The sequence below is a fragment of the Streptomyces sp. NPDC060002 genome (assembly GCF_042737245.1).
Classification (GTDB): domain Bacteria; phylum Actinomycetota; class Actinomycetes; order Streptomycetales; family Streptomycetaceae; genus Streptomyces.
On the sequence record NZ_JBHWUW010000025.1, the window covers coordinates 56,629 to 82,624 of the forward strand.

Annotated in this window: 28 protein-coding genes and 2 pseudogenes; 19 read left to right on the plus strand and 11 right to left on the minus strand. The window is 69.7% G+C overall.

Translation table 11 applies throughout. The features are described 5' to 3' along the window. Positions 1–373: 373 nt before the first annotated feature. Together ACFWBD_RS22385 and ACFWBD_RS22390 are read right to left on the minus strand one after the other, a co-directional pair. The gene (locus tag ACFWBD_RS22385) at positions 374–883 is read right to left on the minus strand and encodes an SRPBCC family protein (protein WP_385669364.1); all 510 of its coding nucleotides are present in this window, start codon (positions 881–883) and stop codon (positions 374–376) included. 172 nt (positions 884–1,055) lie between these two features. After that, positions 1,056–1,376 carry a hypothetical protein gene (locus ACFWBD_RS22390; RefSeq protein ID WP_385669567.1) on the minus strand — a complete coding sequence of 107 codons (321 nt, stop codon included), beginning with the start codon at positions 1,374–1,376 and terminating at the stop codon, positions 1,056–1,058. Between the two features lie 362 nt (positions 1,377–1,738). Here ACFWBD_RS22390 and ACFWBD_RS22395 point away from each other — a divergent pair, with 362 nt between their 5' ends. From ACFWBD_RS22395 to ACFWBD_RS22405, 3 genes are all read left to right on the plus strand, one after another. Beyond that, positions 1,739–1,954, plus strand: coding sequence for a hypothetical protein (locus ACFWBD_RS22395; RefSeq protein WP_385669368.1), 216 nt, complete (start codon positions 1,739–1,741; stop codon positions 1,952–1,954). A 52-nt stretch (positions 1,955–2,006) separates the two neighbouring features. Continuing rightward, a complete protein-coding gene (locus tag ACFWBD_RS22400) occupies positions 2,007–2,549 on the plus strand; it encodes a GNAT family N-acetyltransferase (RefSeq protein WP_385669371.1) in 543 nt (180 codons plus the stop codon). A 324-nt stretch (positions 2,550–2,873) separates the two neighbouring features. Beyond that, the gene (locus ACFWBD_RS22405) at positions 2,874–3,422 is read left to right on the plus strand and encodes a DUF1062 domain-containing protein (protein WP_385669374.1); all 549 of its coding nucleotides are present in this window, start codon (positions 2,874–2,876) and stop codon (positions 3,420–3,422) included. A 443-nt stretch (positions 3,423–3,865) separates the two neighbouring features. On the opposite strand, the pseudogene ACFWBD_RS22410 reads toward ACFWBD_RS22405, so the two are convergent. Next, positions 3,866–3,988 (minus strand): annotated as a pseudogene (locus ACFWBD_RS22410) (lamin tail domain-containing protein); the annotation flags it as partial. 13 nt (positions 3,989–4,001) lie between these two features. On the opposite strand from ACFWBD_RS22410, the gene ACFWBD_RS22415 reads away from it, so the two are divergent. Continuing rightward, entirely contained in the window at positions 4,002–4,502 is a 501-nt protein-coding gene (locus tag ACFWBD_RS22415; RefSeq protein ID WP_385669377.1) for an XRE family transcriptional regulator, read from the plus strand. 130 nt (positions 4,503–4,632) lie between these two features. Here ACFWBD_RS22415 and ACFWBD_RS22420 read toward each other — a convergent pair whose 3' ends face one another. Then, the gene (locus ACFWBD_RS22420; RefSeq protein ID WP_385669380.1) at positions 4,633–5,124 is read right to left on the minus strand and encodes a MarR family winged helix-turn-helix transcriptional regulator; all 492 of its coding nucleotides are present in this window, start codon (positions 5,122–5,124) and stop codon (positions 4,633–4,635) included. A 114-nt stretch (positions 5,125–5,238) separates the two neighbouring features. Between ACFWBD_RS22420 and ACFWBD_RS22425 the strand changes: the two genes are divergently transcribed. Together ACFWBD_RS22425 and ACFWBD_RS22430 are read left to right on the plus strand one after the other, a co-directional pair. Further along, on the plus strand, positions 5,239–6,603 hold the full coding sequence (locus ACFWBD_RS22425) for a pyridoxal phosphate-dependent decarboxylase family protein (protein ID WP_385669383.1): 1,365 nt from the start codon (positions 5,239–5,241) through the stop codon (positions 6,601–6,603). Positions 6,604–6,696: 93 nt separating this feature from the next. Beyond that, entirely contained in the window at positions 6,697–7,218 is a 522-nt protein-coding gene (locus tag ACFWBD_RS22430; RefSeq protein WP_385669386.1) for an ATP-binding protein, read from the plus strand. Between the two features lie 33 nt (positions 7,219–7,251). Here ACFWBD_RS22430 and ACFWBD_RS22435 read toward each other — a convergent pair. From ACFWBD_RS22435 to ACFWBD_RS22445, 3 genes and pseudogenes are all read right to left on the minus strand, one after another. Next, positions 7,252–7,356, minus strand: a pseudogene (locus ACFWBD_RS22435) (MerR family transcriptional regulator); the annotation flags it as partial. Next, positions 7,346–8,635 (minus strand): YhgE/Pip domain-containing protein, encoded by a 1,290-nt coding sequence (locus ACFWBD_RS22440; protein WP_385669389.1) that lies wholly within the window; start codon positions 8,633–8,635, stop codon positions 7,346–7,348. The pseudogene ACFWBD_RS22435 and the gene ACFWBD_RS22440, both read right to left, overlap by 11 nt. A 477-nt stretch (positions 8,636–9,112) precedes the next feature. Further along, positions 9,113–9,364, minus strand: a complete 252-nt coding sequence (locus ACFWBD_RS22445) for an acyl carrier protein (protein WP_385669391.1) — start codon at positions 9,362–9,364, stop codon at positions 9,113–9,115. Positions 9,365–9,512: 148 nt separating this feature from the next. Between ACFWBD_RS22445 and ACFWBD_RS22450 the strand changes: the two genes are divergently transcribed. Both ACFWBD_RS22450 and ACFWBD_RS22455 read left to right on the plus strand, forming a co-directional pair. Beyond that, a complete protein-coding gene (locus tag ACFWBD_RS22450) occupies positions 9,513–9,788 on the plus strand; it encodes an acyl carrier protein (RefSeq protein WP_385669394.1) in 276 nt (91 codons plus the stop codon). A gap of 86 nt (positions 9,789–9,874) precedes the next feature. Beyond that, positions 9,875–10,942, plus strand: a complete 1,068-nt coding sequence (locus tag ACFWBD_RS22455) for a bis-aminopropyl spermidine synthase family protein (RefSeq protein WP_385669397.1) — start codon at positions 9,875–9,877, stop codon at positions 10,940–10,942. Here ACFWBD_RS22455 and ACFWBD_RS22460 read toward each other — a convergent pair. Next, complete coding sequence (locus ACFWBD_RS22460; RefSeq protein ID WP_385669400.1) at positions 10,894–12,024, minus strand: BtrH N-terminal domain-containing protein; 1,131 nt, start codon at positions 12,022–12,024, stop codon at positions 10,894–10,896. The two genes, ACFWBD_RS22455 and ACFWBD_RS22460, sit on opposite strands and share 49 nt — an antisense overlap. A 212-nt stretch (positions 12,025–12,236) precedes the next feature. Between ACFWBD_RS22460 and ACFWBD_RS22465 the strand changes: the two genes are divergently transcribed. Continuing rightward, entirely contained in the window at positions 12,237–12,617 is a 381-nt protein-coding gene (locus ACFWBD_RS22465) for an S-adenosylmethionine decarboxylase family protein (RefSeq protein WP_385669403.1), read from the plus strand. A gap of 10 nt (positions 12,618–12,627) precedes the next feature. Here the strand turns inward: ACFWBD_RS22465 and ACFWBD_RS22470 are convergent, their stop codons facing one another. After that, positions 12,628–13,323: an alpha/beta fold hydrolase gene (locus ACFWBD_RS22470; RefSeq protein WP_385669406.1), complete on the minus strand. Its 696-nt coding sequence runs from the start codon at positions 13,321–13,323 to the stop codon at positions 12,628–12,630. Between the two features lie 13 nt (positions 13,324–13,336). Further along, positions 13,337–14,410, minus strand: coding sequence for a PIG-L deacetylase family protein (locus ACFWBD_RS22475; protein ID WP_385669409.1), 1,074 nt, complete (start codon positions 14,408–14,410; stop codon positions 13,337–13,339). Between the two features lie 119 nt (positions 14,411–14,529). Between ACFWBD_RS22475 and ACFWBD_RS22480 the strand changes: the two genes are divergently transcribed. From ACFWBD_RS22480 to ACFWBD_RS22495, 4 genes are read left to right on the plus strand one after another with little or no spacing between them, the layout of a single operon-like run. Further along, entirely contained in the window at positions 14,530–15,174 is a 645-nt protein-coding gene (locus ACFWBD_RS22480; protein WP_385669412.1) for a hypothetical protein, read from the plus strand. Continuing rightward, positions 15,171–15,917 (plus strand): 4'-phosphopantetheinyl transferase family protein, encoded by a 747-nt coding sequence (locus ACFWBD_RS22485; protein ID WP_385669415.1) that lies wholly within the window; start codon positions 15,171–15,173, stop codon positions 15,915–15,917. The genes ACFWBD_RS22480 and ACFWBD_RS22485 overlap by 4 nt, the downstream gene beginning before the upstream one ends. A gap of 55 nt (positions 15,918–15,972) precedes the next feature. Beyond that, on the plus strand, positions 15,973–17,715 hold the full coding sequence (locus ACFWBD_RS22490; RefSeq protein ID WP_385669418.1) for a B12-binding domain-containing radical SAM protein: 1,743 nt from the start codon (positions 15,973–15,975) through the stop codon (positions 17,713–17,715). Continuing rightward, a complete protein-coding gene (locus tag ACFWBD_RS22495; RefSeq protein WP_385669421.1) occupies positions 17,712–18,659 on the plus strand; it encodes a Gfo/Idh/MocA family protein in 948 nt (315 codons plus the stop codon). Before ACFWBD_RS22490 ends, ACFWBD_RS22495 begins: the two co-directional genes overlap by 4 nt. On the opposite strand, the gene ACFWBD_RS22500 is transcribed toward ACFWBD_RS22495, so the two are convergent. Beyond that, a complete protein-coding gene (locus ACFWBD_RS22500; protein ID WP_385669424.1) occupies positions 18,641–19,738 on the minus strand; it encodes a radical SAM protein in 1,098 nt (365 codons plus the stop codon). The genes ACFWBD_RS22495 and ACFWBD_RS22500 overlap by 19 nt on opposite strands. 304 nt (positions 19,739–20,042) lie before the next feature. Between ACFWBD_RS22500 and ACFWBD_RS22505 the strand changes: the two genes are divergently transcribed. The 6 genes from ACFWBD_RS22505 to ACFWBD_RS22530 all read left to right on the plus strand — a co-directional run bounded on the left by ACFWBD_RS22505 (position 20,043) and on the right by ACFWBD_RS22530 (position 25,977). After that, positions 20,043–21,089 (plus strand): 3-dehydroquinate synthase family protein, encoded by a 1,047-nt coding sequence (locus ACFWBD_RS22505; RefSeq protein ID WP_385669427.1) that lies wholly within the window; start codon positions 20,043–20,045, stop codon positions 21,087–21,089. Positions 21,090–21,097: 8 nt separating this feature from the next. Further along, positions 21,098–21,949 (plus strand): shikimate dehydrogenase family protein, encoded by an 852-nt coding sequence (locus tag ACFWBD_RS22510; protein WP_385669430.1) that lies wholly within the window; start codon positions 21,098–21,100, stop codon positions 21,947–21,949. Next, positions 21,946–23,097, plus strand: coding sequence for an aromatic ring-hydroxylating dioxygenase subunit alpha (locus tag ACFWBD_RS22515; RefSeq protein ID WP_385669433.1), 1,152 nt, complete (start codon positions 21,946–21,948; stop codon positions 23,095–23,097). The genes ACFWBD_RS22510 and ACFWBD_RS22515 overlap by 4 nt, the downstream gene beginning before the upstream one ends. Before the next feature lie 94 nt (positions 23,098–23,191). After that, entirely contained in the window at positions 23,192–23,443 is a 252-nt protein-coding gene (locus ACFWBD_RS22520) for a phosphopantetheine-binding protein (protein ID WP_020129798.1), read from the plus strand. 19 nt (positions 23,444–23,462) lie between these two features. After that, complete coding sequence (locus tag ACFWBD_RS22525; protein ID WP_385669436.1) at positions 23,463–24,209, plus strand: FkbM family methyltransferase; 747 nt, start codon at positions 23,463–23,465, stop codon at positions 24,207–24,209. Between the two features lie 40 nt (positions 24,210–24,249). Beyond that, a complete protein-coding gene (locus tag ACFWBD_RS22530; RefSeq protein WP_385669439.1) occupies positions 24,250–25,977 on the plus strand; it encodes a carbamoyltransferase in 1,728 nt (575 codons plus the stop codon). Positions 25,978–25,996 lie beyond the last annotated feature (19 nt).

The following is a 25,996-nucleotide window of genomic DNA, read 5'->3' on the forward strand; positions in this document are numbered from 1 at the left end:
CCGCCGTCGTGCTCCAGGTCCGGGACCAGCCGGAGAACACGGTGGTCGTACGTGCACTGCTCGACCCGCGGCGGCCCGTTCCCCCGCCCGACGGCTCGGGTGTCCTCATGCGCCGGCTCCGGCCCCTGTTCCACCCGCCCTGGCCCGGCTCCACGTGTTCGTCACGCTCGGCCTGCTGCCGCCCGTCGTCCGCGGCCACCTGGGGCTGACATGCACGCGAGCGCGGGATGCGGCGCCTGGGCGCCGTCGTCCGCACTGTGGTCCCGCTGCTGCCCGAACGCCCGTGCTACCTGCCCGTGGCCCGCGCCACCCGCGCCTGAGCCCGGCCCCGCCGTCGCGCCGCCCGGGGACGGCATGGGCCGGGCCGGCGGGATCAGGAGGCCGACTCGGCTTCGAGCTCCCGCTTCAGGTTGCGCAGCGTCCTGGCGATGTTGCCCTCCTGGAAGTCGGCGAACGTCCGGCCGCCGGTGGCGACCCGGTCGAAGGCGTTGGCGACGACCGACGGCCAGGCCCGCCGGTCGTCCGTCCAGGACTCCGTGACGCGCGTGGCACCGCCTTCGCGCTCGAAGCGGTACTCCCAGGTGGCGATCGGGCCGCGCAGCCGGGGCCGCTTCAGCCCGATCGCGTGCACCCGGAAGGCGAAGCGGCTCCCCGAGTCCGCCGCTGTCACCGTGCATCGGGTGACCCAACGGAACGCCCCCCGCTTGTTGCGGCCCTCGAACACCGTCCCCAGCGGGGCCGACGCGTCCGGCGCTGTCAGGGTGGCCCCGAGGTTCTCCGGACTCCACCGTCCCATCTGAGCGGGCCGGCTGACCGCCTCGTAGGCCACCTCCGGCAAGACCTCTATGACGATGCTGTCGGACACGGTGAACCTGCGGACCACGACGACTCCAAACTCCGGGAACGCGCAGCCTACTCGCCAGTAGCAAGTATGCGGAACGCACCGGAGCCGGTGCCGAACGGCAGTCCCCACGCCATGCATGGCCCCGTCGCGGTACGGGCGAACGTCAAGAGGCCGCGAGGACGGTGCGGCGGTCGACGTCAGGCGGGGCGCGTCAGGCGGGGTCGGAACCGTCCAGGAAGCGCAGCAGCACGGCGGCCTCCGCCCGGAGCAGCGCGGCTCGGTCGGCGTGCGCGGGCGAAGTCAAGCTCGCCGCGGCCTCCAGGCGCTCGGCGGCCTCGGCCCGTACGACAGCCACCACACCGAGCTCGCTCAGCTCACGCCGCTCCGCTTCGGTGGCACCGGCACCGACAGGTGACTGTTCGAGGGCCGAGCCACGGGGCTCGGACTCGGGCACGGGCACCGCCTCAGCGTTGTCCAGCGCGGCGAGTGTGGTGCGCAGGGCGCTCACCGCGGCCTTGTCACGGGCGCGCATCGCTTCCGGCAGTGCTTGGCGCATACGAAGACGTAGGGACATGCCGGCGACCCTATGGCGGCATCCCTGGACCCACAACGCGGTATACGTGCGGCGTCGGACCTGCCGCCGACCGAGGAGCGCGGGCGCACTCGGTCGGGTCACGTGCGCACCAATGTCGGGCGGGCTCTGCGCCCCGCGGCGCGCCTGGTGCTGCTGGTCCGGCAAGAGCGCGACCGCAACGAGTGGGCCACCGCGATCAGCCAGGCCTCACCGCCGCATCAGCCACACCCCGCGGTCCGGGCCCGTTCTCACTCGCCGACCCGACCGTCACGCAGGGCATTCTGGCGGCGGCCGGCTTCGCGGACGTCAGCTTCACCGACGTGCACGAGCCCGTCCACTACGGCCCGGACAGCGCCACCGCCTTCGATGCCGTGCTCCGCCTATGGGAATTCAAAGACCTGCTTGCCGACCTCGACGCGGCGGCGGCCGAGCAAGCGCGCACGCGGCTACGCACCACCCTCGTCACCCACCACACCGACGGCGGCGTGCACTTCGACTCGCGTGCCTGGATCGTCACAGCACGCCGCCGTCACTGACCACGTTCTTATCGGTTTGCCGTCGAAGAACCCGGTCGTATAGGAAGTTTGCATGCTTCGAGGCAACAAGGTCGGGCTCAGGGCCCGGCACGAGGACGACATCCCGATCCTGCGGGCCGAGCTCTACGACGACGTCGTCAACGCCTCGCGGGCCGAAGGCCGGCCGTGGCGGCCGATCACGCCCGGCTCCAAGGACTCGCGGCTCGTGGTGGACGACAAGGAACAGGGGCATGTCCCCTTCTCCGTCGTGGAGTTGGAAGGCGGCACGCTGGTCGGCACCGCCACGCTGTGGGGCATCGACAACCACAACCGGTTCGCACACATCGGCCTGGGGCTGCTGCCGTCCGCTCGCGGCAAGGGCTACGGCACCGACGTGGTCGCGGTTCTTTGCCACTACGGTTTCATCGTGCGCGGCTTGCAGCGGCTGCAGATCGAGACGCTGTCGGACAACGCCGCGATGCTGCGCTCCGCCGAGCGCAACGGCTTCGTCCGCGAGGGCGTGCTGCGCTCTTCGGCCTGGGTGATGGGCGAGTTCCTCGACGAGGTGCTGCTCGGTCTCCTCGCCCAGGACTGGAAGCCGGACTCGCGGGGTTAGTACTGCAACGGTGCCTACCTCGACTGCCGGCCAGGTTCGTCGTTGACGTGGTCATGGGTGGGGACCTCGCTGTGCGTGTGTGGGCGAGTGTGCACGGGCGGTTCGTGCACCGGTTCACTGCGTAGCCGCGTGCGTGCTTGCGCTCGAAAACCAGTGGAGCGGCGCCGCTGTGCGCCACTACCGTGCCGCCGAACCCAGTCGTCCAGGCAAGGACATGCCGTTGTACACCGTGTGAGACCTCCCGAGTGCTGATTCGTCGCGCGTCGCGCATGTGCGCCGCGCTGCTTTTTGCTGCGGACTTCTCACTGAAACCGGTGTACTTCTGTGCTCGAAAACTGGGTGGTCGTGCCCACCTGCCTGCCGCTCGTTCTCCGCCGTTGCCACGCGTGCGCGTCCGAGCGTTTCAGGGCAAGCGGAAAATTCCGCGTCAACGCACACCACAAGCTCATCGACGCCTGGCTCCTCGTACTCTGTACCGCTTGCGGGGAAACCGCGAAGCTCACGTTCCTGGAGCGGATGAATGTGCGCTCCGTGCGACCTGGGCTGCTGGACCGGCTGCATGACAACGACCCCGTCCTGACAGCTGAGTTGCTCCAGGATCCAGGCGTTCGGCGCCGTAATCGCTTCGCCCTCGACTGGGACGATGCCTGGCGCCTCGACACCGGAGGTCCGGACTGCCCGGGCCGCGAGGTGATCGACGTCTCGGTCCGCTTCGCGGCGCGGATACCGGTCCGGCCGGTGCGCCTGATCGCTGAGGGTTGCGGCCTCTCGCGGGCCGAGGTGGAGAGACTGATCACGGAGGGGAAGCTCGTTTCGGCAGTCCGGCTGAACGGCAGGCTCTCCGGCGACTTCACCTTCAGGCTCAAGTGCTGAGCCTTCCTCAGGGCCAGGGCCAGAACCAGGGCCAGGGGCCTGTTCGGCGAGACCCGCGATCAACCTGCTGACCCAGGCGGAAGCACGGCGCGGCCGGGCCGGGCAGCTCTACGACCGCGCGCCGGCCGGCTTCGCCGTCGGGGCGGTGTGCCTGCTGGTCACAGCGATGCCGTCCGGCGCGCTGTGGCAACGCCCACGGGCACTTCGCCCCGCGGGCTCGGCCGTACTGCTGTGCGCGGTCTCGCTGTTGGCGAAGCAGGAGAAGGACGGGCAGCGCGGCTGAGGATGTGGGCCATGGTGCGTGTTCACCAACATGCGGCTGGGGCCCGTGCCAGGGGGCCCCAGCCGCGGAACCGGCGACCGTGCCGTCATCCGCCGACGCGGTGGACCGACCACGAAGATCTCTCTCGCCGCCGTCGGAAGGGTGCTTCGACGGGGTGACAGCCGTGGTAGTTGATGTTGCCGTTGCCGTTGCCGTCGGCGTCGTTGGCGCGCTTGGTGTAGGAGTGGACGTCCGCTTTGGCGCCGGTGGGCTTGAGCAGGTAGATGGTGTCCTTGTCGTTGGACACCGCAATCTCCGTGAGCACGCTGTCGCGCCTGGAGTCGGGCCGACGGCGCCCGACGCTCGACCTGCTCATCCCGCTCGCCCGCGCCCACCGCGTCGCGCTGGACCAACTGGTGACGGCTCCGGCGACCGGTGATCCGCGGGTCCATCTGAAGCCTCGACGCCGGGAGCGCGGAAGCGTCCTCGTCCCGCTGACGCAGTACCCGGGCCGGGTTCAGGTCTTCAAGCAGGTGCTTTCGCACCGTGAACCGAGACTGGTGACCCACGCCGGATACGCATGGCTCTACGTGCTCGCCGGCCGGCTCCGCCTCATCCTCGGGGAGCGCGAGATCACTCTCCAGCCGGGCGAGGTGGCCGAGTTCGACACCGGTGAGCCCCACTGGTTCGGCCCGGCCGACGCCGAAGCGGTGGAAATCCCGCACCTGTTCGGCCCTCACGGCGACCAGGCCGTCGTCCGCACCGGCCCGACATCGAACGCTGAGGGGCACCCCCGGCGGCAGGCGGGGCCGAGCTGAAGCCGGGCTGAAACTGCGCTGCCTGGACGCTACGCGGGTCGAGGCGTGGCCTGCGCACGCAGTGATCACAACCAGGATCCAGCTCGGATGGTGCGCACCCTTTCCTCCGGGCCGCCGTCCCGCGCCCCTGTCAGCCGGCGGCCTCGCGCAGCGCCTTGTCGATCTCACTCAGGGCGCCGGTCAACCGCGTGTAGTCGTCGGCGGTCAACGGCTCGACGAAGAACTTCTCCACCATGCGGGCGTGGACGGCCGCGGCGCGGACGAAGGTCGCTCGGCCCTCGGTGGTCGGTTCCACGAGGGCCACCCGCCGGTCCTCGGGAGACGGCACGCGGCGGACCAGGGCGGCCTCTTCCATCCGGTCGATCAGCCGGGTCGTGCCGCTGCTGGTGAGCGTGAGGTCGTCGGCGAGCTGTCGCTGCGAGACTTCCTCGCCGGGGCGGCGGCAGAGCCGGATGAGCACTTCCAGCATGGTGTGGCTGATCCCGCAGTCCCGCCGCAGGGCGGCGTCGATCCGCTGTTCCAGACGAGTCGCGGACTTGATCAGCAGGCCGAAATCCCGGACGAGCCCGCTGTTCGCGGCACGAGCGGCGGCCTCGGTGTTCGGCTCGGGCATGTCGTTCATCGCCGTGAGTTTACTGCCGGAGCACCTGCTGCCATCTCAATTGCTGAGCAGTCAATTGCTGATCAGTCACATAAATCCTAGAGTAGGCGCACCCCGAGACTGAGAGGGAGATCAGTGGATCTACAGCACTGGCTCGGTCGAGCCACGCACGCGATACAGGACTGGGCCGACACCTTCGGCCCCTACCTACCCCACCCGTCCCTCCAGGTGGACGACGAGCGCTTCGCCGACGCCTTCGAGCTGTTCACCGGACGGCTGCGGAACAACTACCCCTTCTTCCACCCGCACTACGCGGGCCAGATGCTCAAGCCCCCGCACCCCGCGGCCGTGGTCGGCTACCTCACGGCGATGCTGATCAACCCGAACAACCACGCCCTGGACGGCGGCCCCGCCACCGCGGCGATGGAACGTGAGGTCGTCGGGCAGTTGGCCACGATGTTCGGCTACGACGCACACCTGGGGCACCTCACGACCAGCGGCACGATCGCCAACCTCGAAGCCCTGTTCGTCGCCCGCGAACTCCACCCCCGCCGGGGGATCGCCTACAGCGCGGACGCCCACTACACCCACGGCCGCATGTGTCACGTCCTCGGCGTGAAGGGTCACCCCGTGCCCACCGACAACCGGGGCGGCATGGACCTCGACGCACTGGAGGACGTCCTGCGCACCGGTGAGGTCGGCACCGTCGTGCTCACCACCGGTACCACGGGGCTGGGCGCGGTCGATCCCGTCCACCTGGCCCTGCCGATCGCCGAGCGCCACGGCGTCCGCGTCCATATCGACGCCGCGTACGGCGGGTTCTTCACGCTCCTCGCCGGCGCCGACGGCCCCGAAGGGCTCTCGACCGAGCTCTGGCGGGCCGTCGCACGGTGCGACTCGGTCGTGGTCGACCCGCACAAGCACGGACTCCAGCCCTACGGCTGCGGCGCGGTCCTCTTCCGCGACCCCGAGGTCGGCCGCTTCTACCTCCACGACTCGCCCTACACCTACTTCACCTCAGCCGAACTCCACCTCGGCGAGATCAGCCTGGAATGCTCGCGCGCCGGCGCCTCCGCCGCCGCCCTGTGGCTCACCTTCCAGCTTCTGCCACCCACGCCCGACGGCCTCGGCAAAGTCCTGGCGGCCGGGCGACGGGCGGCGCTGAGGTGGGCGCAACTCATCGACGAATCGGAGTACTTGACGCTCTACCAACGGCCCGAACTGGACATCGTCAGCTACTTCCCCACCGTCGGGCGGGCCTCCCTGACCGCCATCGACACGGCCTCCGTCCGCATCCTCGCCGACGGCATGACCGGTCCCGACCCGACCTTCCTGAGCACTCTCAAGGCCGACCGCGAGGCGTTCACCGCCCGGCACCCCGAGGTCACCGCAGACGCCGACGGCGCCCGGATCCTCCGGAGCGTGCTGATGAAACCGGAGTCCGAGCACCACGTCGACAACCTGCACGACCGGGTCGAGCAGCTCGCCAGGGCCCGCTGACCGCAGGAGAACGGCGACGGGAGTGCCACCCTGTCCAGCCCGGCCTGGTGGCATTCCCGTCTTCGCTGCCCGTACGGCGCTAGCGTTCGGCACATGATCGTATGGCTCAATGGCACCCACGGCGCAGGCAAGACGACGACCAGCGCACTCGTGCAGCAACTGATTCCGGATTCACGGGTCTTCGACGCCGAGAAGGTCGGCGAGACGCTCATGGACATCACACCGGGGCTGCCCGCGACGGACAACTTCCAGCACTGGCCGCCGTGGCGGCCGCTCGTCGTCGAGACCGCCCGCCGTGTACTCGACTACACCGGCGGCACTCTGGTGATGCCGATGACTGTCCTGGTCGAGCAGTACTGGCGCGAGATCAGCACGGGCCTCGCCCGACATGCCATTCCGGTCAGGCACTTCGTGCTCCACGCTGACCAGGACACCCTCCGCGGGCGCATCGAGGGGGACACTGTTCTCGGCCCCTCCTCGTTCCGCCTCGCATACCTCGAGCCCTACGCCGAGGCGGCCCGCACGTGGCTGCACGGCGAGGCCGAGGTCGTCGACACCACGCACCTCACCCCCGCCCAGGCCGCCCTGCGGATCGCGGAAGCCGTCAGGAGCTGAAGCCGGGCTCGCGAGTCAGCCTGCGGGGGTGACGTCCGGGCGGTCGGTCGCCGTGAGCAGCTCGCTCATCTGGTCCAGCGTGAAGCCGAGCGGCTTCATGCGGCGGACCACCATCGGACGAGCGACGTCAGGGTCGGTGGGTGGGCTGCGGGGTGAGGCGCTTGTGGCCCTTGCGGTCGTAGTAGGCGGCCATCGCGAAGCCGAAGAGGAGACCGAGGGCCGCGCCGATCGCGATCATGATCCAGGCCCGGGTCAGCCCGGCGTCGCCGCGTGCGTCGAAGTAGAGGATCGCCCGGACGCCGTCGCTGAGCTGGCGCATGGGCTCGAAGTGGGACAGGAAACGGTAGAAGCCGGGGACCGCCTGGAGGGGGACGGTGGCGCCCGAGGAGGGCAGGCCGAGCACGATGAACACGAACATGGACACCAGCTGGCCGATCCCGCCGAAGGCCGCGTTGATGGCCTGGACGCCGAGGCCGACCGCGAGGGTCGCGCAGTAGGAGTAGATCCACAGCAGCGGGATGTGGGTCGCGTCCATACCGAGGGCGCTGACGCAGGCGAGCAGTACGAGGGAGACGCTGAGGGCCGAGATACCGGCCGTCATGGCCATCTTGAGCAGCAGCGTCTGGGTGCGGTTGATCGGCACCGTGGGCAGCCGGGTGTGCCAGGGGCCGATCTCGTTGTCCGCGTATCCGAGAGCGGTGTCCACGCCGTTACTGATGACGTTGCCCCCCATGAAGCCGGCCAGCACGAGCAGCAGGGTGTAGTAGAAGGCGCTCAGACCGAGGCCGCTGTGGTTGCCGAGGGGGTGGCCGACCTGGGTGACGACGTTCACCGGGTCGGCGAGCAGCAGCTTGGTCGTGGAGTTCGCTCCCGAGGCGGCGGCCGTCAGTCGTTTGCCGATGGTCTGGGAGGACTGCTGGGCCGCGGTGGTGGTGATCTTGCTCGCGAGCGAGGAGCCGAGGCTGCCCTTGGCGGGGTTGGTCAGCACGGTCATGGTGGGCCGCGCGGTCGCGTTCGCACTGGTGAGTGCGGCGACGGAGTCGGTGAAGTCCGCGGGGATGACCAGGGCGCCGTAGACCTTGCCCGCGTCCAGCTCGTCCTGGGCCTGGGCTCGGGTCAGCTGCCGCCAGTCGGCTGTGTCGCTGGAGGTGTCCGAGGTGATGGCCGCGGCCACCTGGGTGCCGAGGTTCTGTTTCTGCCCGGTCGGCGGCTTGCCGGTGTCGTCGTTGACGAGTGCGATCGGCAGGTCGTGCAGGTCGCTCTGCGGGCTGACGATGCCGCCCATGTAGAGCAGCGACAGCAGCAGGGCGAGCAACCCGGTGAGGATCGTGGGCACCAGCCACAGCTTGGGGCGGCGCAGGAGCGCGGCGGCGCGTGCTTGCTGGCCGGTGCCGGGGGTCGAGCCGTCGGCGGTCATGGTTCTCCGTCGTGTCTGGGGCCTGGCGGGTGGGTGCCCGCTGCGGGCCGGCCGCCATGGGCCGCCGGCCGGGATGAGGAGGTACGGCGAGTCGACCCAAGTCTCCTCGCACCTCGGTCCGGTGGAGTGCAGACAGTCTGCGCCGAGGCGCGGCACCAGCCGGATGGGGTCACCCGCGCCCATCGCGGGGGCGATCCAGATGTCGAGGGCGACGGTGACCGAGTCCGGTCGAGAACGCCGGTCCCTGCGAGGCCGCCTCAAGGCGTTCGGCCGGTCCGTCCCTCGCCGCCTGCGCGAGGGTGCCGTCTCCGGTCGGCCCTCGGCATCGCGGTCACACCGCGTCCATGATCAGAGGCGACGCGCTCCACGCCATCCGAGGGCCCCGAGCCGCCGCGCACCGGGGTGCTTCCTGATCCACGCCACAGGCGTGCTCCTGGTTCGGTCATCCGCGCAGTGAACCCGCGGCCGTCCGCACGCTCAGGTGCGGGGGAGGCTCGACAGACTGCTCCACAGGGTCGACGGTGTCTCGAAGGTCTCCATGACCAGCATCTCGTCCGGCAGTTCCACCGAGAACCTGTCCTCCAGCTCCGCCACCAGGCCGAGCAACGTCAGCGAATCCAGGCCCAGTTCCGTCAGGCTCGCGTGCGCGTCGACGGGTGTCTCCTCGTCGAGGAAGGGGAGTGACTGCCGGAGCGCGGATTCGAAGTCGCTGTAGGAAAGGTCGTTCACGGGCTGCTCCTCGATGCTGTGGGGCCTGCGGGCGACGGCTGCGCCCCGGTACCGGCCAGGGTAGTCCGTACGCGATCAAGAAGGGGAGCCCTTTCTGAAACAATCTGTTCATGTTTGGCCAATGATTTCTCCGAGCAGGTATGCCGGTGTGACGAGTCATCAGAGGAATGAATTATTCTATGACGTATCCACACTTCTGAGATCGGTCGACGACACATTCGATCCGGACCGGATCGCGCCCGATACGCATTTGCTTTCTTTCACTCTGGGATCCCTGCAGCTGCTGGAGTTCCTGAACCGGCTGGAGGAGCGGTTCCGAATCTCCATTCCCGATGAGGATCTCGTCGTCGACCGTTTCTCGACCCTGGAGAAAATCGTCGCCTACGTCGCCTCGCGGCAGGCGGAAGCCGGGGACGGGCGGTGAGTGCGGAGCAGCACGCCGAATGGTCCCGTGTCCTCCGGGCTGCGGGCCCGGACGAAGTGTGCGACCCGCGGGCCACGGTGCGCGCGGTGGCCCAGGTCGTCCGGCGCGCGCGGGGCGGCGGACGGCTCGACGACATCGCCCGTGGCCCGATGACGGTCAACTCCGGGCTATGGGTGCTCTCACGGATGTGCCGGGACGGAGCGGTACGCGTCGACCCCGACGGCACGGTCCGCCCCACCGCCGGGATCGCGGCCGCCCGCGACGACGGCGCGCCGGGGTTGGTCGACCTCACGCTCGCCGACGGGCTCGTCGACTGGGATGTCCTGGCCGAGGTCCTGGCTCGGCGTACCTACGCACCGGACCCCGAACTGCACCAGAGCTTCGACACCTTCGCCTCGCTGCGGCGACGGCTCGCGGTCATGGACTACTACGACGACCTCGACGGCCGGACGGTGCTGCAACTCGGCGACGACGAGATGTTCGGCGTGGCCATCGGCCTGGCGGACGGCGTGCGGCACGTGCATGTCGCGGACACCGACGAACGGGTGCTCGAGTCCATCGGGGACGAAGCGGCCCGCCTTGCGCTGGGCCTGACCACGCACGTCGTCGACGTACGCCGGGACAGGCCGGAGCTGTCCGGCGTGGACACGTTCTTCGTGAGCGGGCTGAAGGACCCCGGCGGTCTCTTCCTGTTCGTGGCGACCGCCGTGTCGACCGTGGCAGGGACGGGGGCGGTCGGCTATGTCAGCTTCGATCTCGACGTGTACCGGGCCGGCACCGGTTCCGACGCGGGTGGCGAGCCGGCGCAGCGGGAGGTGCTGCGGATGTTCGACCGGCTCGACTGCACCGTCACCGCTCTCCTGCCCGGCGACGACGGGCTGCTGGAGGACTCCGTCCTGGCGGACCTGGGCGAGGCCACCCGGGGCGCGGCGCGGTACGCCGCCTCACCGACGGAGCTCGGGGCGCGGCTGCGGACACTGCTCGCCCGGCGGCCCGCCGGTGCCGACCTGGCGCTCTACCAACCCGGATTCCCGCACGCGCAGCTCAGGCCCATCTCGCTCGCCCGGATCGAGACCGGCCCGGCGAGCAGGCGGCTGGCGAGCCGCTACCTAGGCTTCCTGCAGAGCGCGGTGCCGGCCGTGGGCGGGGGCTGAAGGCCGGTCACGGGATCCCGGGACGCGCCGTTCTGCTCGGCGATCGATTCCCGCAGTCTCGCGTTCCACTCCGCTTCCAGGGTCACTGTCTCGGTGATGAGATCGGCGATGCGCCCTACCGCCACAGATCCCTTCCGGAAGCGCAGGAAGAAGTAGTTCCGGGTCATTTCCCAGCGCCGGGAGAGGGCTTCCGCGTCAGCGGCCCGGTCGTGCAGCAGCGGGAGTGCACAGGTCTCGGCGGCGGCCCGCAGGAAGCGCGCGTTCAGGGCGCGCTGGCTGGCCAACTCGCCGAACCAGGCGCTGACCTCGATCGTTCCCACGGGACTGAGCGAGGCGAAGGCGTCCGGGGTGGCGCGCAGTTCGTCGGCGCACGCGGTCACCAGATCCGCACCGGCAAAGGAGTGCGCGTTCTCTGCGACGACGGAGCGGAACCGCTCCTGTCGCCTCTCCTCGCAGGCCTCCTTGCGCGCTTTCCCGGAAGCGAGCCGGCCGGCTTTCACGACCACCGTGCGGTTCCGCCAATCGGGGTCGCCCCTGCGGGCCTCTCCGAGCGCGTCCGAGGACATGGCGGTGAACAGCGTGCCGCTCTCCATGAAGCCGTCGAAGAGGGACCCCTGATAGCGGTCGACGATCCGCAACGCGCCGGCCTTCTCCCCGCCGTCGCCGTCCCCGGGATGGATCACTATCCGGTGTGAATGGTGCTGCTGGCCGTGGAACGAACTGTGGGGGACATGGAAGGTGTCCACCCAGGCGATCACCGGATTCCCGTCCGACAGCTGATCCCGAATGTATTCCTCGGCTCGTCGCGAGTCGGCGTGGTGAATGTGGTCGGCGGTCAGGCCGTACCATTCGCTCAGGATTTCCTCGGGTTTCCGACGCTGGATCCCGATCTGTTCCACGGGCCATTCCGAGTCGACGTCGTCCGTCCTGCGGTGGTATCCCCAGTGATCTCCCAGAACGCTCGGATCGTGACCGAGCCAAGCCGCCGTGATGCCGAACGTCGCCGAAATACAGTCAAGTGCCAGGAAATCCCGGTCCGATGCGCCCTGCCGCTCCAAGAACTCCGCTCCTTCGTCGTCCATCGTCGTCCGCAGTGTTCCGGCCAATCCGCGTGACCTCCCGTGATCCCCTTGACGCAGGGTGCCCGCGAGCCCTAGAGCGCGCCGGATGCTACGCTGCGCCCCGCCGGACCGTGAGTGAACCGGCCTCGCCGACCTTCCACTTCGGCCGTCAGACCAGCACATACCTATCTGAAAGGAGACGGGGGCGAGCGACAAGCGGCCTCCGGTTCCCCATGACCAACTCCAGCAGTCCCGCCACCGACGGAATAAACGTCGACGATCTGTGCTCGTACGCAGTCGACGTCTGGGTGAGCGACCACAGCATCCTGACCGACGAACAGCGCCTCCTCAAGGTCCTGCGCACGGCCGCCGAAAAGGGAAACGCCACGGTACTCGGTGAGTCCTCGCACATCTTCCCGAACGGCGCCGTCACCGCCATCCTCCTTCTCTCCGCCTCGCACCTGAGCATCCACACCTGGCCGGAATTCAGCCTCGCGAACATCGACCTGCTCGCGTACGGCCGCCTGAACGGCGAACGGATGATGCAGAGCGTCGAGTTGGGTCTCTCGCCCACGAGGATCAACGTGACGCGCATGCTGCGCGCGGTGCACTGACCCGCACCGTTCACAGCCACCCCGACAGCGACGTGAGGAACGCCTCGAAGCTGTCCCGGTGGATCGCGTGCGTGGCGTCCGGCACGGTCCGCACCTCGAACCCCCGCCGTGTCAGCTCCGCCCGCATCTCCCCGCTCACCAGCGTGCTCGGCTCCGCCGCCTGGACGAGGGAGCGGACGAGCGGCTTCTCCGGAGTGTGATCGGCGGCACGGTAGGCGGAGAGGGCGAGCGCCGACCTCTCGTCCCAGGCGTCCAGCGCCGCCAACTCGGCCGCGACCTCCCGCTCTCCCCACTGCGGGCGCAGACTCCTGATCAGCAGCCGAGGCACGCGTTTGAAGAGGGTGAAGACGGCCGGGTCGAGGGTGCCGTCCGGGCCGCCGAGCCGCCAGGCGGGCTCCGAGTAGACGGCACGCTCCGGCTCCAGTTCCGCCACGGCGAGCGCCAGGGCCAGGGCACCCAGCGAATGGCCCAGCGCCAGCTCCGGGCCGCGCGGCAGCGTCTCCAGCAGGTCCTGTGCGAACAGGTGCGGCGCGTATGCGCCCCGGCCGCTGCCGCCGTGACCGCGCAGGTCCACGGCGAGCACGCGATAGCCCCGTCCGGTCAGGACCGGGACCAGTTCGTGCCAGGTGCGGTGGTCGGCCATGAGGCCGTGGACGAGGACGGCGACGCGGTCGCCGGTGCCCCATTCCCGTGTGTGCAGTCGCATGCCGAGGCCGCCCTCACCCGGCCGCGACGGCTTCCTCCGCCGCCGCGGCCGCCAACTCCCCGAAGGCGGCGGCGGATTCCGGCAGCACCCAGAGGCGTTCCGCCCACCCCGGCGCGCCGAGCCGCCGGCCATGGCGGACGATCCGTTTCGAGACCGCCTCCAGCACCTGGAGCCGGTAGGGCCACAGCGCCTCCTGCTTGGTGCGTACCGCCGCCTCCGACGCCGGGATCAGCACCGGAACCGGCGCGGCCGGCTCGGGGCCGACCGCGAGCCGGCCGGCTTCGGCCGTGGCGTCCGCGAACAGCGAGTACGGCATGTCCTCGTAGAACGCGACCCGTTCGGGCTCCAGCGTCCTGCGGGCGATCAGCTCCAGCGCGGCCTGCCGGGTCAGGACGTGGTCGACATGCCCGCCCACGGCCAGCGGGACGAGCACCAGGCCACCGCCGGCCGCCTCGGCGGCCAGATCGGCGGTGACGCGCTCGAACAGCTCCGGCTCCGTCGCACGCGCCGCGTCCACGGACTGCGGCCCGAGGAAGTAGCCGTCCCGCCAGGCGGCGCGGTCGGCGGCGTCCGTGTGGCCGAGCACGGTCAGCTCCGCGCCCAGCACCCCGCACGCCACCCGCTCCTCCTCCAGCAGCAGGCGTGACGCCAGCGAGGGACGGCTCCGATAGTGAGCGCGACGCGTCCAGGTCTCGTGCGAGAACACGTCCACCACCCGGCCGCCGAAGCGGGCGAGCAGTCCGCCCAGGGCGAGTTGGGCGTCGTCCGGGTGGGGAGACAGGAGGGTCAGGGCGCGTGACGGCTGCGAGCGGGGCGGCGGAGCGGCGACCACCAGGCCCGCCGCATGCCAGCCGGCGATCAACTCCCGTTCCCGGGACGGCCAGGAGCGGTACGGCCGGGCGCCGTCGCATGCGTGCCACAGTTCCGTGGCCGACGAGGGGAGGACGGCCGGATCGACCGGCTCGCCGAGGAACCGCACCTCGGCGCCGTCGAACTCGGTGTGCGGCAGCCGGATCGGCCGGTCGTCCGCCAGGAGTGGGTGTGTGGTGCGCCGGACCAAGGGGGCGGGGGAGGGGCGCTCTGGCATGCGCAGGAGTGTAGACCAAGGGTCGATCATGGAACTATGGGAAGGAGAACGACAGTTGGAGCATGTGACAGGTCTGTGATCCACTCCGTGGTCCGCACGCGACGAGAGGCTCGAACAGCATGTACGTACTCACCCGGGGACTTGCTGCGCCGGAAGCCGCCCGTCTGCGAGAGGCTTGTGAGCGCACCGGACTGCCGCTGAAGGAGGCGGCGGCCCAGGACCCGAGGGAGCTGGCCGCGCACGTCGCCGACGACCTGCTCGTCGCCTTCGTGGCCGCCGAGGCGGACGGCTCGGCTCCGCTCGAACTGCGCGAGATCACCCGTGAAGGCGCCTACGCCGTCCTCGTACAGCCGGCGCCGACCGCCAAGGGCACGCTGGCGGCCCTCCGTTCGGGCGCCGGCTTCGTCATGGCCGCGCCGCTCGGCGCCGAACGCCTCGTGTCCTTCCTGACCTATCTGCGGGACGTCGCCGCCCCCGCGTCCGCCCAGATCCTCGACCTGGACGAGACCGGCGCTCTCACCACTCCGTCCGCGTCCGTGCGGCTGTCCGAGGCCGAGGCCAAGGCGCTGCGCGCGCTCGCCGACCGCCGGGCCGTCATCGTCCCGCGGCCCGACCTGCTGCGGCTGACCGGCGAGGACCCGCGGGACGTCATCGAGGCACTGCGGGCCCGGTTCCGGGAGGTCGGCTCGGGCGCCCAGATCCTCAAGGTGCCGCACATGGGGTTCCGGCTCGTCGGGGAAGTGCGGCTGAAGGCCGGCGCGTGACAGCGGCGGACCGCCCACCGCGCCCGGTGCAGGTCTGGTGGGCCCGCCTGGCCGACGCGCGCCCGGACCTGGTGGGACTGCTCGATCCCGTGGAACTCGGCCGCTACGAGGCCACGGCCGACCCTGGCAACCAACGCCGCTTCCTCGCCGGTTGTGCGGTCAGCCGGATGGTGCTCGGCGAACTGCTGGGTTTGCCGCCCGTCGACGTGCCCCTGCGGCGCGTGTGTCCGCGCTGCGGCGGACCGCACGGCAAGGTCACGCTCGACGTACCGGCCGGGAGCGCCCACGCGGACGTCCGCTTCTCCGTCTCGCACAGCGGGGACGTGATCGGGCTCGCCGTCTGCCGTGGCGCGGACGTCGGGCTCGACGTCGAGGACGGCGCCGGCACCGATGTGGAGAAGCTGGCCCCCCGTGTCCTGACCGACACGGAACTGGCCGCTCTGCGCGCCCGCCCGCCCGCCGAACGGCCGGCGGCATTTCTGCGCTACTGGACGCGCAAGGAGTCCGTGCTGAAAGCGATCGGCGTCGGCTTGCGTGTTCCGCTGCGCCGACTGGAGGTGTCGGATCCCAAGCTGCCTCCGGCCGTGTTGAGCTGGCCTGAAAAGATGGATGCCTGCCATGAAGTGCGCATGGCGGATACGGTGGTTGACACGACGCACCCCGCGTCGGTCTCGGTGACGGGAACAACCGAAGTGACACTCGTACGGCACGACACGTCGGCAATGCTCCGCGCGTGGCGATAACTGCACTTGATTTGCATCGACTTGTTTAACGACCACGGGGAAGGGTTAGGGTCAGATGTCGGACGTCGTGCTGTTGACCCCGCGTGAGATAGCCACGGGGGCACTCAGCCTGAACAACCAGAACGTGACCGTCACCGACGAGGAGTACGTCCAACTCGACCCGGCACTGCGGATTTTCTACGAGAAGGTCCGCGAGAATCTGGGTCTGGCCTGCATCACCGGGTATCTGCGTAACGCCGGACACTCCGTCACCTCGCTTAATCTGCACGGCCGTACGCCAAGCGACGAGGCCATCATCGAGTTGATCCGCCGGGAGCGCCCCCGCTTCGTCGGCATCAGCATCATGTACGACCTGCACATCATCGATGCCATCCGGCTCATCCGGTGCGTGCGGACCGCCGACCCGGACGTCTTCATCGCCATCGGCGGCGCCTTCTGCACCTACAACGCGAAACTCATCGCCGAGCAGGTGCCCGAGGCCGACTGCGTCACCTTCGGTGAGGGCGAGTTGACGGTCGTGGGGATCATGGACCGGCTGACCGCCGGGACCGACTGGCGGCAGACGCCCGGGCTGTTCTACCGCGACGGCGACCGGGTGCGCAGCAGCGGCATGCCCGTGCTGCCGGACCTCGGCAACCTCGTCTGGCCGGCCCGTGACGTGCTGGAGTACCACAAGGCGGCGGGCATCGCGACGCCCGTGGCCTCCACGTTCACCAGCCGAGGCTGCCACGCCAAGTGCACCTTCTGCTACGCGCCCCGCCAGCCCGGAGTGGTGGACGGCTTCTGGCGGATGCGACCGCCCGCTGACGTCGTCGACGAGATCGAGTACCTGCAGAGGGAGTTCGGGACCCGTTTCATCTGGTTCAACGACGACAACTTCGGCGGGGCGTTCGGCGACGGCTTCGCGCACGCCGTCGAGTTCGCCGAGACCGTCCTCAGCCGTGGTCTGAAGTTCCAGTTCCACTGCGAGTTCCGGGTCGACTCCGGGCTGATCGACCACGAGGCTCTCGACCTGCTGCACCGGGCGGGACTCTCGTCCGCGCTGCTGGGCATCGAGTCCGGGTCGCCCGGCATGCTGCGGCGGTTCAAGAAGGGCACCACGGTGGCCTACAACCTGGACGCGGCCCGCATGTTCAAACGCAAGGGCCTCGGCCTCGACCCCGGCTGGATCATGATCGAGCCGAAGACCACCATCGACGAACTCTGGGAGAACCTCGAGTTCATCGTGGCCGCTCGGATCCACGAGGCGGACAACCCGTTCTTCCTGATCAACCGGGCCATCGCGCTGCGCGGCACCGAGATGTACGACAAGATCGAGGAGCCGCTGCCGCTGGCCGACATCGAAGGCCTGGAGGGCGACGCCTACGAGATCCTGCGCACCGCTCGCCGTGACTACCGGGTGCCGGACCCCCGTGTCGAGGCCCTGTGGAGCGCGTGGAGCGAGGTCGGCGAGGAGATCAGCGACCGCAAGGAGAACGTCCTGCCGTTCATCGCCCAGAAGATCGCCCTGGGCGCCCGCCGGCTACGAGGGACGGAACACAATCCGCGCGCCTTCCTCAGCCGGCTGCGGGCCTGGCGCAACGGGCTGCCGGAGCTGTTCCTCGCTTTCATGAACTACGGACTCGTCCTCGCCGAGACCGGTCCGCCCGACCTCGCCACGCGGCTCACCGCCGATCTGCGGGACCTGGTGGCCGACTACGACGCCGAGCACCTCGGCGAGTCCTTCAAGGAATTCGGCGAGCGGGTGGAGCGCGTCTGCGGCGCCGAGGCCCTCGTCGCGGCGGGAGTGGGCCGATGACCCTGCGCTACGGAGTGGTCGGCTGTGGTCGCGTCTTCCAGCGCTATCACCTGCCCGTCGTCACCGACCACGAGGACTACACCCTCGTCGCCGCCTGCGACACCGACGCCGACAGTGCCCGCTCGGTGCTCGGCGCGGCGGCCGACGGCGTCCTGGTCACCACCAGCCTGGAGGAGTTCCTCACGGTCGGCAGGCCGGACGTGGTGGCGGTGTGCACCCCCAACGACGCCCACACCGAGCCCGTGCTCGCGGCGCTCGAGGCCGGGGCGCACGTCCTGTGCGAGAAGCCGCTGGCCGCCGACGTGGTTGAGGCGCGCCACCTGGCCCGGGCGGCCGGCGCCGACCGGCTCGCGGTCAACCTGCCCTACCGCTTCCACGAGCTGGTGCCGGCGTTCCTCAAGGCGCTGCCCGAGGGCCCCTGTGAGATCACCTTGACCTTCACCACGGCCGGCCAGCGGCTGTGGCGGCCGGTGACGAACTGGTACGGCGACGCGGCGCGGGCCGGCGGCGGGGCGTTGGTCGACCTCGGCGCGCACGCCCTGGATCTGCTGATCACCGTCTTCGGCAGGCCCCGCCCGGTCTCCTGCCGGGTCGACGCGGCAGGCGTGGAGGAGCGGGTCGTCGCCGACCTGGAGTTCCCGGCAGGTCACGCGAAGCTGCGCATCGATCGCCGCAGCCGGGTCATGGGCCTCACCCTGGAGGCCACCGCAGCCGGCGGCGAGAGCACCGTGCTGGACCTGCGACGCGGCGAGGTGCGCAGCGCCGCGGGCACGGTCACGGCCGAGGATCGCCGGCCCGAGCTGGCGGCGATCCGCGGCTTCCTGGACACGGTGGCGGGCCGGGCCCGGGGCCGCACGGTGGCCCCGGCTCAGGCGCTGGAGGTACAGGAACTCATCGCGGCGCTGTACGCCGACGCCGAGTGCGATCAGGAGCTGACGCTCTGAGCGACGCCCTGTCCGGTTGCGGGGGCGTCGGATATGACCGGCCGGAACGTCTCCTTCAGCTCCCGCAGCCGGGCGCGTGAGCGCTCCCCCGAGTACAGGTGCGTCGCGCCGATCTCTTCTTCCGTGATCCGGTCCAGGAAGAACAGGTTGATGACGTCGGACGGCGTGGCGCAGGTCTTGCAGAAGGAGAACCGCGGCCGGTCGTGCATGAACAGGTCGTAGTGCTGGTGCGAGCCGTACTGGTCGAGCAGCAACTTCCGGTCCTGCGCCAGGTTGCCCATCGGCTTGACCCAGGCGTGCGGGCATGCGGAGACGTCGCCCTGGCCGAAGAGCTGGGCCATGGTCGCCGTGACGAAACAGCCGAGGGTGCGCACGTTCGTCTTCAGCTGTTCGGCCATGTGCTCGACGTAGGCGCGCGGCGGCAGGACGTCCGCGAACTCGTCGTAGCGCTCCACCAGCGGCATCAGGTGGTCGCCGGGCGGCGGGCCCATGCGCTCGGCGGTGTCGCCGCGCACGGGGAAGAAGTACAGCGTGGTGCTGCCCGCGACCTCGTCGCGCAGATACCGGGCGAACTCCAGCTGGCCCGTGTAGTTGGCGTCGGTGAGCACCGACTGGATGTCGATGCGCAGCCCGGCCTCGGCCGCCGCGTGGAGACTGCGCATGATGACGTCGTGCAGCTTGGCCTGCTTCGGGGGCAGCCGGTGCCGGTTCAGCTCCAGCGTGTGTCCGTCCAGGGAGATGTTCAGCTGGACGTTGCCCATCGCGGCGAGCGCCTCGATGCGCCGCTCGTTGAGAAACACGCCGTTGGTGATGACCTGGACGGTCTCGTAGCGGCGGCTGGCCTCCTGGACGAACTCGGTGGACCCTTTCAGCCAGAAGAACTCACCGCCGGAGAGCCGCAGAATGGGCGCGTCCACGTGCTCGTGGTACATGTCCAGAATCTCGTGCCAGTCCTGACGGCGATCGGTGGTGAGCCGCAGCCGTGCGTCGGGCACGTTCATGAGGAGGTTGTACTCCTCGGTGAGGCAGTAGGAACAGCGCATTTGGCAGAGCTGTTCCTCGATGACCATGTCGTTCATCAGGAAGGGGAGTCGACCGCCTTCTGCCGCCGAGGCGGTGAGTGCGGCACGAAACTTTTCCTTAAGGCGCATGAAAGTCCCCGTTTTGCGGTCGGCTTGGGATTTACGGCCAGGTCGCTCGACCGGTCAACCCTAACTGTTCGTCAACCGCGTTGCCATAGGACCTGGTTGGGGCTCCACGAGTGCGAAACATTCTGTACATGTGCGGAACTGGCGGTCCAGACGATCAGGGGGTGGACCTTGATCCGCGCCGTTGGTTAGCATGCCGTCGGTGAAGGCCGGACAGCCACGGGGGACTGAAGGCATGAGCGCAATCCGCCGTATCGACGTCACGCTGAAAGACCACGACTACGCCGTCCATGTCGGATCCGGCGCTCGTCGGCTGCTGCCGGCCGTCCTGAGGGAACTGGGCGTCGGCCGCGTCGCCCTGGTGAGCGCCTTACCGGAGAGGGAACTCCCCGATCCCGGTGTGCCGTTCACGGTCGTGCCGGTGGCCGACGGCGAGCGGCACAAGACGCTCGCGTCGGTCGAGTCGTACTGCCGCGCCTTCGTCGGAGCGGGGCTGACCCGGTCCGACGCCGTGATCGCCTGCGGTGGCGGCACGACGACGGACACCGTCGGTCTGGCCGCCGCCCTCTACCACCGCGGCATCAAGGTCGTGCACCTGCCGACCACGCTGCTCGCCCAGGTCGACGCGAGCGTCGGCGGCAAGACCGCGGTCAACCTGCCCGAGGGCAAAAACCTGATCGGTGCCTACTGGCAGCCCAGCGCGGTGCTGTGCGACACGGACTTCCTGCACACCCTGCCCCGACGCGAACTGCTCAGCGGCTACGGGGAGATAGCCCGCTGCGCGTTCATCGGCGCCGGCGATCTGCGCGGGCTCGACCTGACCGAGCAGATCGTGGCGAGCGTGACGCTGAAGGCATCGGTCGTCGCCCGCGACGAACGCGATCAGGGTCCGCGCCACATCCTCAACTACGGCCACACCCTCGGGCACGCCATCGAGCGTGCCACCGACTACGCCTGGCGACACGGTGAGGCGGTCGCGGTCGGCACCGTGTTCGCGGGGCTGCTCGCGGGCCGGCTGGGCCGCGTCGACCAGGACCGGGTGGCCGAGCACCGGGAGATGGTGGAGAGCTTCGGACTGCCCACCTGGCTGCCGTCCGGCGTGCCCGTGACGACCCTGGTGGAGCTGATGCGGCGCGACAAGAAGGGGCAGGACGCCGACGCCGGGCTGACCTTCGTCCTGGACGGCCCGCGTGGGGTCGAGCTGGTGCCCCGGGTCGACGAGCACCTGGTCTCCTCCGTCCTGGCGGACCTGCCTTCGGGCGCCGCCCCCACCTCGGCCTGAGGAGCGCCATGCCCGACGCCCCGCCCGGCCCGAGCGCGATCTCGGGCACGACCCGGCTCTACGTGGTCCTGGGCGACCCGGTGGCCCAGGTACGCGCCCCCGGCCTGCTGAACGACCTGTTCGCCCGCACCGCGCGGGACGCGGTGCTGGTCCCCGTGCATGTCGGCCCCGACGGCCTCGCGGAGGTGATGCGCGGACTGCGCCGGATGCGCAACCTCGACGGCATCCTCGTCACCGTGCCGCACAAGATCGAGGTGTGCCGGTACGCCGACCTGCTGGGCCCGGCCGCCGAAGTGGCCGGCAGCGCCAACGCCCTGCGCAGGAATCCCGACGGGACCTGGCTCGCCGACAACTTCGACGGCGCCGGCTTCGTCCACGGACTGCGTGACAACGGCCACGACCCCGCGGGCGCGACCGTCGCCCTGGCCGGGGCCGGCGGCGCCGGACGAGCCGTCGCCGCGGCCCTGCTCACCGCCGGCATCGCCCGACTGCGGCTGTACGAGCCCGACTCCACCCGCCGCAAAGAGGTGCTCGCCCGGCTGGACGCACACTGGCCGGGTCGCGTAGCGGTGGGCGCGGAGGACGACTTCGACGGCGACGGCGTCGACATCGCGGTGAACGCGACCCCGCTGGGCATGCGTCCAGGTGACCCGCTGCCCTTCGACCTCGCACGCCTGCCGGGTACCTGCGCGGTCGCCGACATCATCATGAAGCCGGCCGAGACCGCGCTGCTCAAGGCCGCCCGGGACAGCGGACGGCCCGTGGTGTACGGCCGCCACATGCTCGACAGCCAGGTGCTTCTCTACGAGCAGTTCTTCGCACTGCACACACCGGAACGAAACGGGAGGTGGGAGCCGTGATCGACCATGCCCAGGCCGTGGCCCTCGCGCAGCGGGCCCTGGCGCACCTGGAGGCCGGCACGACGGACCAGGCCGAGGACGTGCTGCGGGTCCCCGTCACGGAATACCTCGACCCCGACCGGTGGCGGCGGGAGATCGACGTCGTCTTCAAACAGGTCCCGCTCGCCCTCGCGCTCTCCGTCGAACTCCCGGGCGCCGGCTCCTACAAGGCCCTGGACGCCCTGGGTACCCCGGTCCTGCTCACGCGTGGACAGGACGGCGCCGTACGGGCGTTCCTCAACGTCTGCCGCCACCGCGGCGCCCAGCTGTGCCCGGCCGGCACCGGCACCCGGCACCGCTTCCGGTGTCCCTACCACGCCTGGGTGTACGACGACCGGGGCGGCCTCGTCGCCGTGCACAAGCCCGGCACCTTCGGGGACGTCGACACCGCCGAACTGGGGCTGCGTCCCCTGCCCGTCGTGGAGAGCCTCGGCTTCGTGTGGGTGTGCCTCACCCCGGGCGCGACGATCGACCTGGACGCCTGGCTCGGGGAGTACGCGCGGGAGCTGGAGCGGCTCGAACTCGACAAGTGGCACGTCTACGAGCAGCGCGAACTGGCGGGACCCGGCTGGAAGGTGGCCTACGACGGCTATCTGGAGAGCTACCACATCCAGGCGCTGCACCGCACCACGTTCGCCCCGACGTCCACCTCCAACCTGATGGTGGTGGACTCCTTCGGGCCGCACCAGCGGATCCTGTACCCGGTGAAGTCGCTCCGGACGCTGCGCGACGTGCCGGTCGAGGACTGGGACCCCGCCCCGCACTGCGGCACCGTCTACACCGTCTTCCCCAACGTGTCGATCGCCGGCACCTGGGAAGGGCACGGAGTCGTCTCCCAGATCATGCCCGGCCCGGGTGTGGACCGAAGCAGCACCGTGCAGACCATCCTGACGCGCGTGCCCCCGGTCACCGAGGAGGACCGGCGCTACACGGCGGAGTTCAGCGAACTCGTCGAAAGGGGTGTGGCGGACGAGGACTATCGCACCGGATTTGACGTACAGGCAGCTTTGTCCTCCGGGGCGAATACGCACTTTGTCTTCGGGCGCAACGAGTTGGCGTTGCAGCATCACCATCGCTGGCTGGACCGTCTGCTTGCAGGAACCAACTAGAGCTTGACAGAGGTGTTTTGAGGCATAGTCAGGATGGACAGCCTCTGACCCACCGGATAGATTGTCACTCGTCCGAACGAATGAAAGGCTGTCTGTGAACCGCGACGAAGTGCTCCAGGAGATCCACCAAATCGCCAAGGAGTTTGCCGCCTCCAGTGGTCGCACGGTGAATGAGAACAGCAGCAACTTCCTCGAAGCCTATGGATTCACCTCGCTGGACGCGCTGGAGTTCCTGCTTCTCCTCGAGGAACGCTTCGGTGTGACGTTCGAGGACGAGGACCTCACCGAGGACACGCTGACGTCCGAGGACCGGCTGGCCGACTACGTCGTCGAACGTCTCGGCTGAGTACCGGGAGCCCCGCCATATGACACCCCCCAAGCTGACGGAAGTCGCTGAGGGATTCTCCGTGCACGCCGTCAGCGCGCTGGACGCGCGCTTTCTGTACCGTGAGATGTTCGAAGGCGGAACCTACGCCGGTATTTCCCTTCCCGACGAGCCGTTCGTCATCGACGTCGGGGCGAACATCGGGCTCTTCACGCTCTTCGTGAAGCAGCGGCGGCCCAAGGCGCGCATCGTGGCCTTCGAGCCGCTGCCCGAACTCGTCGCGGCTCTGCACGCCAACGTGGCGGAGTTCGGCCTCCACGACGTGTCCGTGCACGAGACGGCCCTGGGGAGCGAGGAGGCGGCCGGCGTGTCCTTCCGCTACTACCCGCTGCTCCCCAGCAGTTCGACGCTGTACCCGCAGGATCAGGGTCAGCTGAGGGAACTCCTGGGCAGGAGCTTCCCGCCGCGGGTCGTGGAGCGGATGTTCCAGGGACGCGAGACCACCGTCACCGTCGAACGACTCTCCCGCCACATCGGCACCGACCGACCCGTCGATCTGTTGAAGATCGACGCGGTGGGCTCCGAACTGGAGATCCTGCGGGGTGTCGACGCAGGACTGCGTCCCCTGCTGCGCAACGTGTTCATCGACGTCCAGGACGTGCACGGCCGGGTCGCCGAACTCTGTCTGTATCTGCGGGAGATGGGCATGGAGCCCAGCGTTCTGAAACCGCCGATGGCGGACGGAGAGGACACACTGAACCACCTGATCCACGCCGTGCGGCCGTGACACAAGGAATCCTGCGAGCTCAAAGAGGGGGAACACAGGGATGCTGACGCTCGGCCTGGGCGGGTCCAACCACGACTTCGCCGCCTGTCTCGTCTCCGACGGCGTCATCGCCGCCGGAATCGAGGAGGAGCGGGTACGCCGGGTCAAGTACTCGGTCGGAGTCAACTCGCTGTTCAACCAGTCGTGGCGATACTGCCTGGACATGGCGCAGGCGCGCCTCGCGGACGTCGACGTCATCGTCGCCGACGACACGCTGCTGGCGCCCGCGTACTTCCCCTTCCGCAAACGGATCCACCTGATACGTCATCACATGGCTCACGCAGCCAGCACCTTCTTCCCGTCGCCCTTCGAGCGGGCCGCCATTCTCGTGGTCGACGGAGCGGGCAGCCTGATCGACGACCGGGGCGTGGAGACCCTCACCACGGCCGTCGGCGAGGGCACCACCATCACGGAGCTGTCCAAGGTGCTCGGCACCAACTGGTCCACCGACGGCCTCAGCGCCCTTCGGGTCTACCAGGCAGGCGACAGCGACCACTCCCTCGGCTACATGTACAAAGCGGTCAGCAAGGCCATCGGTTTCGTCCTGTACGAGAACGAGTACGAAGGCCGCCACTGGTACCTGTCCGAAGACGGCAAGACGATGGGCCTCGCGCCCTACGGAACCCCGCGCTACCGCAAGGAGTTCCGCGAATACCTCACGCTGCTGCCCGACGGCCGCTACGAACTGCACCTCAAGAACGGCGGACTGCTCGACTTCATCGAGCACGCCCTCGACGGCTACGAGGGCGACGAGCGCTTCGCCCGCGCCGCCGACCTGGCCTACGCGGCCCAGGACACGCTGGAGGAGACCCTCCTGCACGTTGCCCGGCAGCTCCACGCGGACACCGGGCTCACCGACCTGTGCCTGGCCGGCGGCGTCGCGCTGAACTGCGTGGCCAACGGCCGGCTGCTGCGCGAGACCCCCTTCGAGAACGTCTTCGTGCAGCCCGCCGCGGGCGACGGCGGCTGCGCCGTCGGCAACGCCTACTACGGCTACCACGTCATCGCCGGACAGCCCCGCGAAAAGCCCGCCCGCACCGCCCAGCGCCACGCCTACCTGGGCCGCGCCTATGACGACTCCGAAGTGCGGGCCGCGCTCGACGCCAGCGGACTGCCCTACCGCGAAGTGGACGAGCCGTCCCGGATCGGGGCCGAACTGCTCGCGCAGGGCAAACTGCTGGGCTGGTTCACCGGCGGGTCGGAGTTCGGGCCGCGCGCCCTGGGCCACCGCAGCATCCTGGCCGATCCCCGGCGCGCCGAGATGAAGGACATCATCAACGCCCGCGTCAAGCACCGCGAGCCCTTCCGGCCCTTCGCCCCGGCGGTGCTGCGCGAGCACGCGGCCGACTACTTCGACCTGGACATCGAGTCGCCGTACATGCTCATCGTGGCCCCGGTCCGGCCCGAGAAGCAGGACGAGGTCCCGGCCATCGTGCACGTCGACGGGACCGCCCGGGTGCAGACCGTGACGGCCGAGGACAACGGCGCGTACCACCGGCTGATCGAGCACTTCCACCGGCTGACCGGAGTTCCGGTGGTGCTCAACACCTCGTTCAACGACAACGGTCAGCCGATCGTCGAGACCCCGCAGCAGGCCCTCGAGTTCTACGGCGGCAGCCGGCTGGACTGGATGATCATCGAAAACTACGTGGTGGCGCACTCGGCCGACGACCTGGACGCCCTGGCGGCCTCCCTGTCGCCGGCGACCGGCAGCCCCGCCACCGACTGACACCGACTGAGAGGGACGC

Bases quoted from the DNA above. Each gene is read 5' to 3' on its own strand.
- ACFWBD_RS22460 (WP_385669400.1), bottom strand. From the start codon at position 12,024: ATGGACGACGAAGGAGCGGAGTTCTTGGAGCGGCAGGGCGCATCGGAC.
- ACFWBD_RS22465 (WP_385669403.1), top strand. From the start codon at position 12,237: ATGACCAACTCCAGCAGTCCCGCCACCGACGGAATAAACGTCGACGAT.
- ACFWBD_RS22525 (WP_385669436.1), top strand. From the start codon at position 23,463: ATGACACCCCCCAAGCTGACGGAAGTCGCTGAGGGATTCTCCGTGCAC.
- ACFWBD_RS22480 (WP_385669412.1), top strand. From the start codon at position 14,530: ATGTACGTACTCACCCGGGGACTTGCTGCGCCGGAAGCCGCCCGTCTG.
- ACFWBD_RS22420 (WP_385669380.1), bottom strand. From the start codon at position 5,124: ATGAACGACATGCCCGAGCCGAACACCGAGGCCGCCGCTCGTGCCGCG.
- ACFWBD_RS22505 (WP_385669427.1), top strand. From the start codon at position 20,043: ATGAGCGCAATCCGCCGTATCGACGTCACGCTGAAAGACCACGACTAC.
- ACFWBD_RS22530 (WP_385669439.1), top strand. From the start codon at position 24,250: ATGCTGACGCTCGGCCTGGGCGGGTCCAACCACGACTTCGCCGCCTGT.
- ACFWBD_RS22475 (WP_385669409.1), bottom strand. From the start codon at position 14,410: ATGCCAGAGCGCCCCTCCCCCGCCCCCTTGGTCCGGCGCACCACACAC.
- ACFWBD_RS22500 (WP_385669424.1), bottom strand. From the start codon at position 19,738: ATGAACGACATGGTCATCGAGGAACAGCTCTGCCAAATGCGCTGTTCC.
- ACFWBD_RS22430 (WP_385669386.1), top strand. From the start codon at position 6,697: ATGATCGTATGGCTCAATGGCACCCACGGCGCAGGCAAGACGACGACC.
- ACFWBD_RS22400 (WP_385669371.1), top strand. From the start codon at position 2,007: ATGCTTCGAGGCAACAAGGTCGGGCTCAGGGCCCGGCACGAGGACGAC.
- ACFWBD_RS22440 (WP_385669389.1), bottom strand. From the start codon at position 8,635: ATGACCGCCGACGGCTCGACCCCCGGCACCGGCCAGCAAGCACGCGCC.
- ACFWBD_RS22495 (WP_385669421.1), top strand. From the start codon at position 17,712: ATGACCCTGCGCTACGGAGTGGTCGGCTGTGGTCGCGTCTTCCAGCGC.
- ACFWBD_RS22470 (WP_385669406.1), bottom strand. From the start codon at position 13,323: ATGCGACTGCACACACGGGAATGGGGCACCGGCGACCGCGTCGCCGTC.
- ACFWBD_RS22510 (WP_385669430.1), top strand. From the start codon at position 21,098: ATGCCCGACGCCCCGCCCGGCCCGAGCGCGATCTCGGGCACGACCCGG.
- ACFWBD_RS22490 (WP_385669418.1), top strand. From the start codon at position 15,973: ATGTCGGACGTCGTGCTGTTGACCCCGCGTGAGATAGCCACGGGGGCA.
- ACFWBD_RS22390 (WP_385669567.1), bottom strand. From the start codon at position 1,376: ATGCGCGCCCGTGACAAGGCCGCGGTGAGCGCCCTGCGCACCACACTC.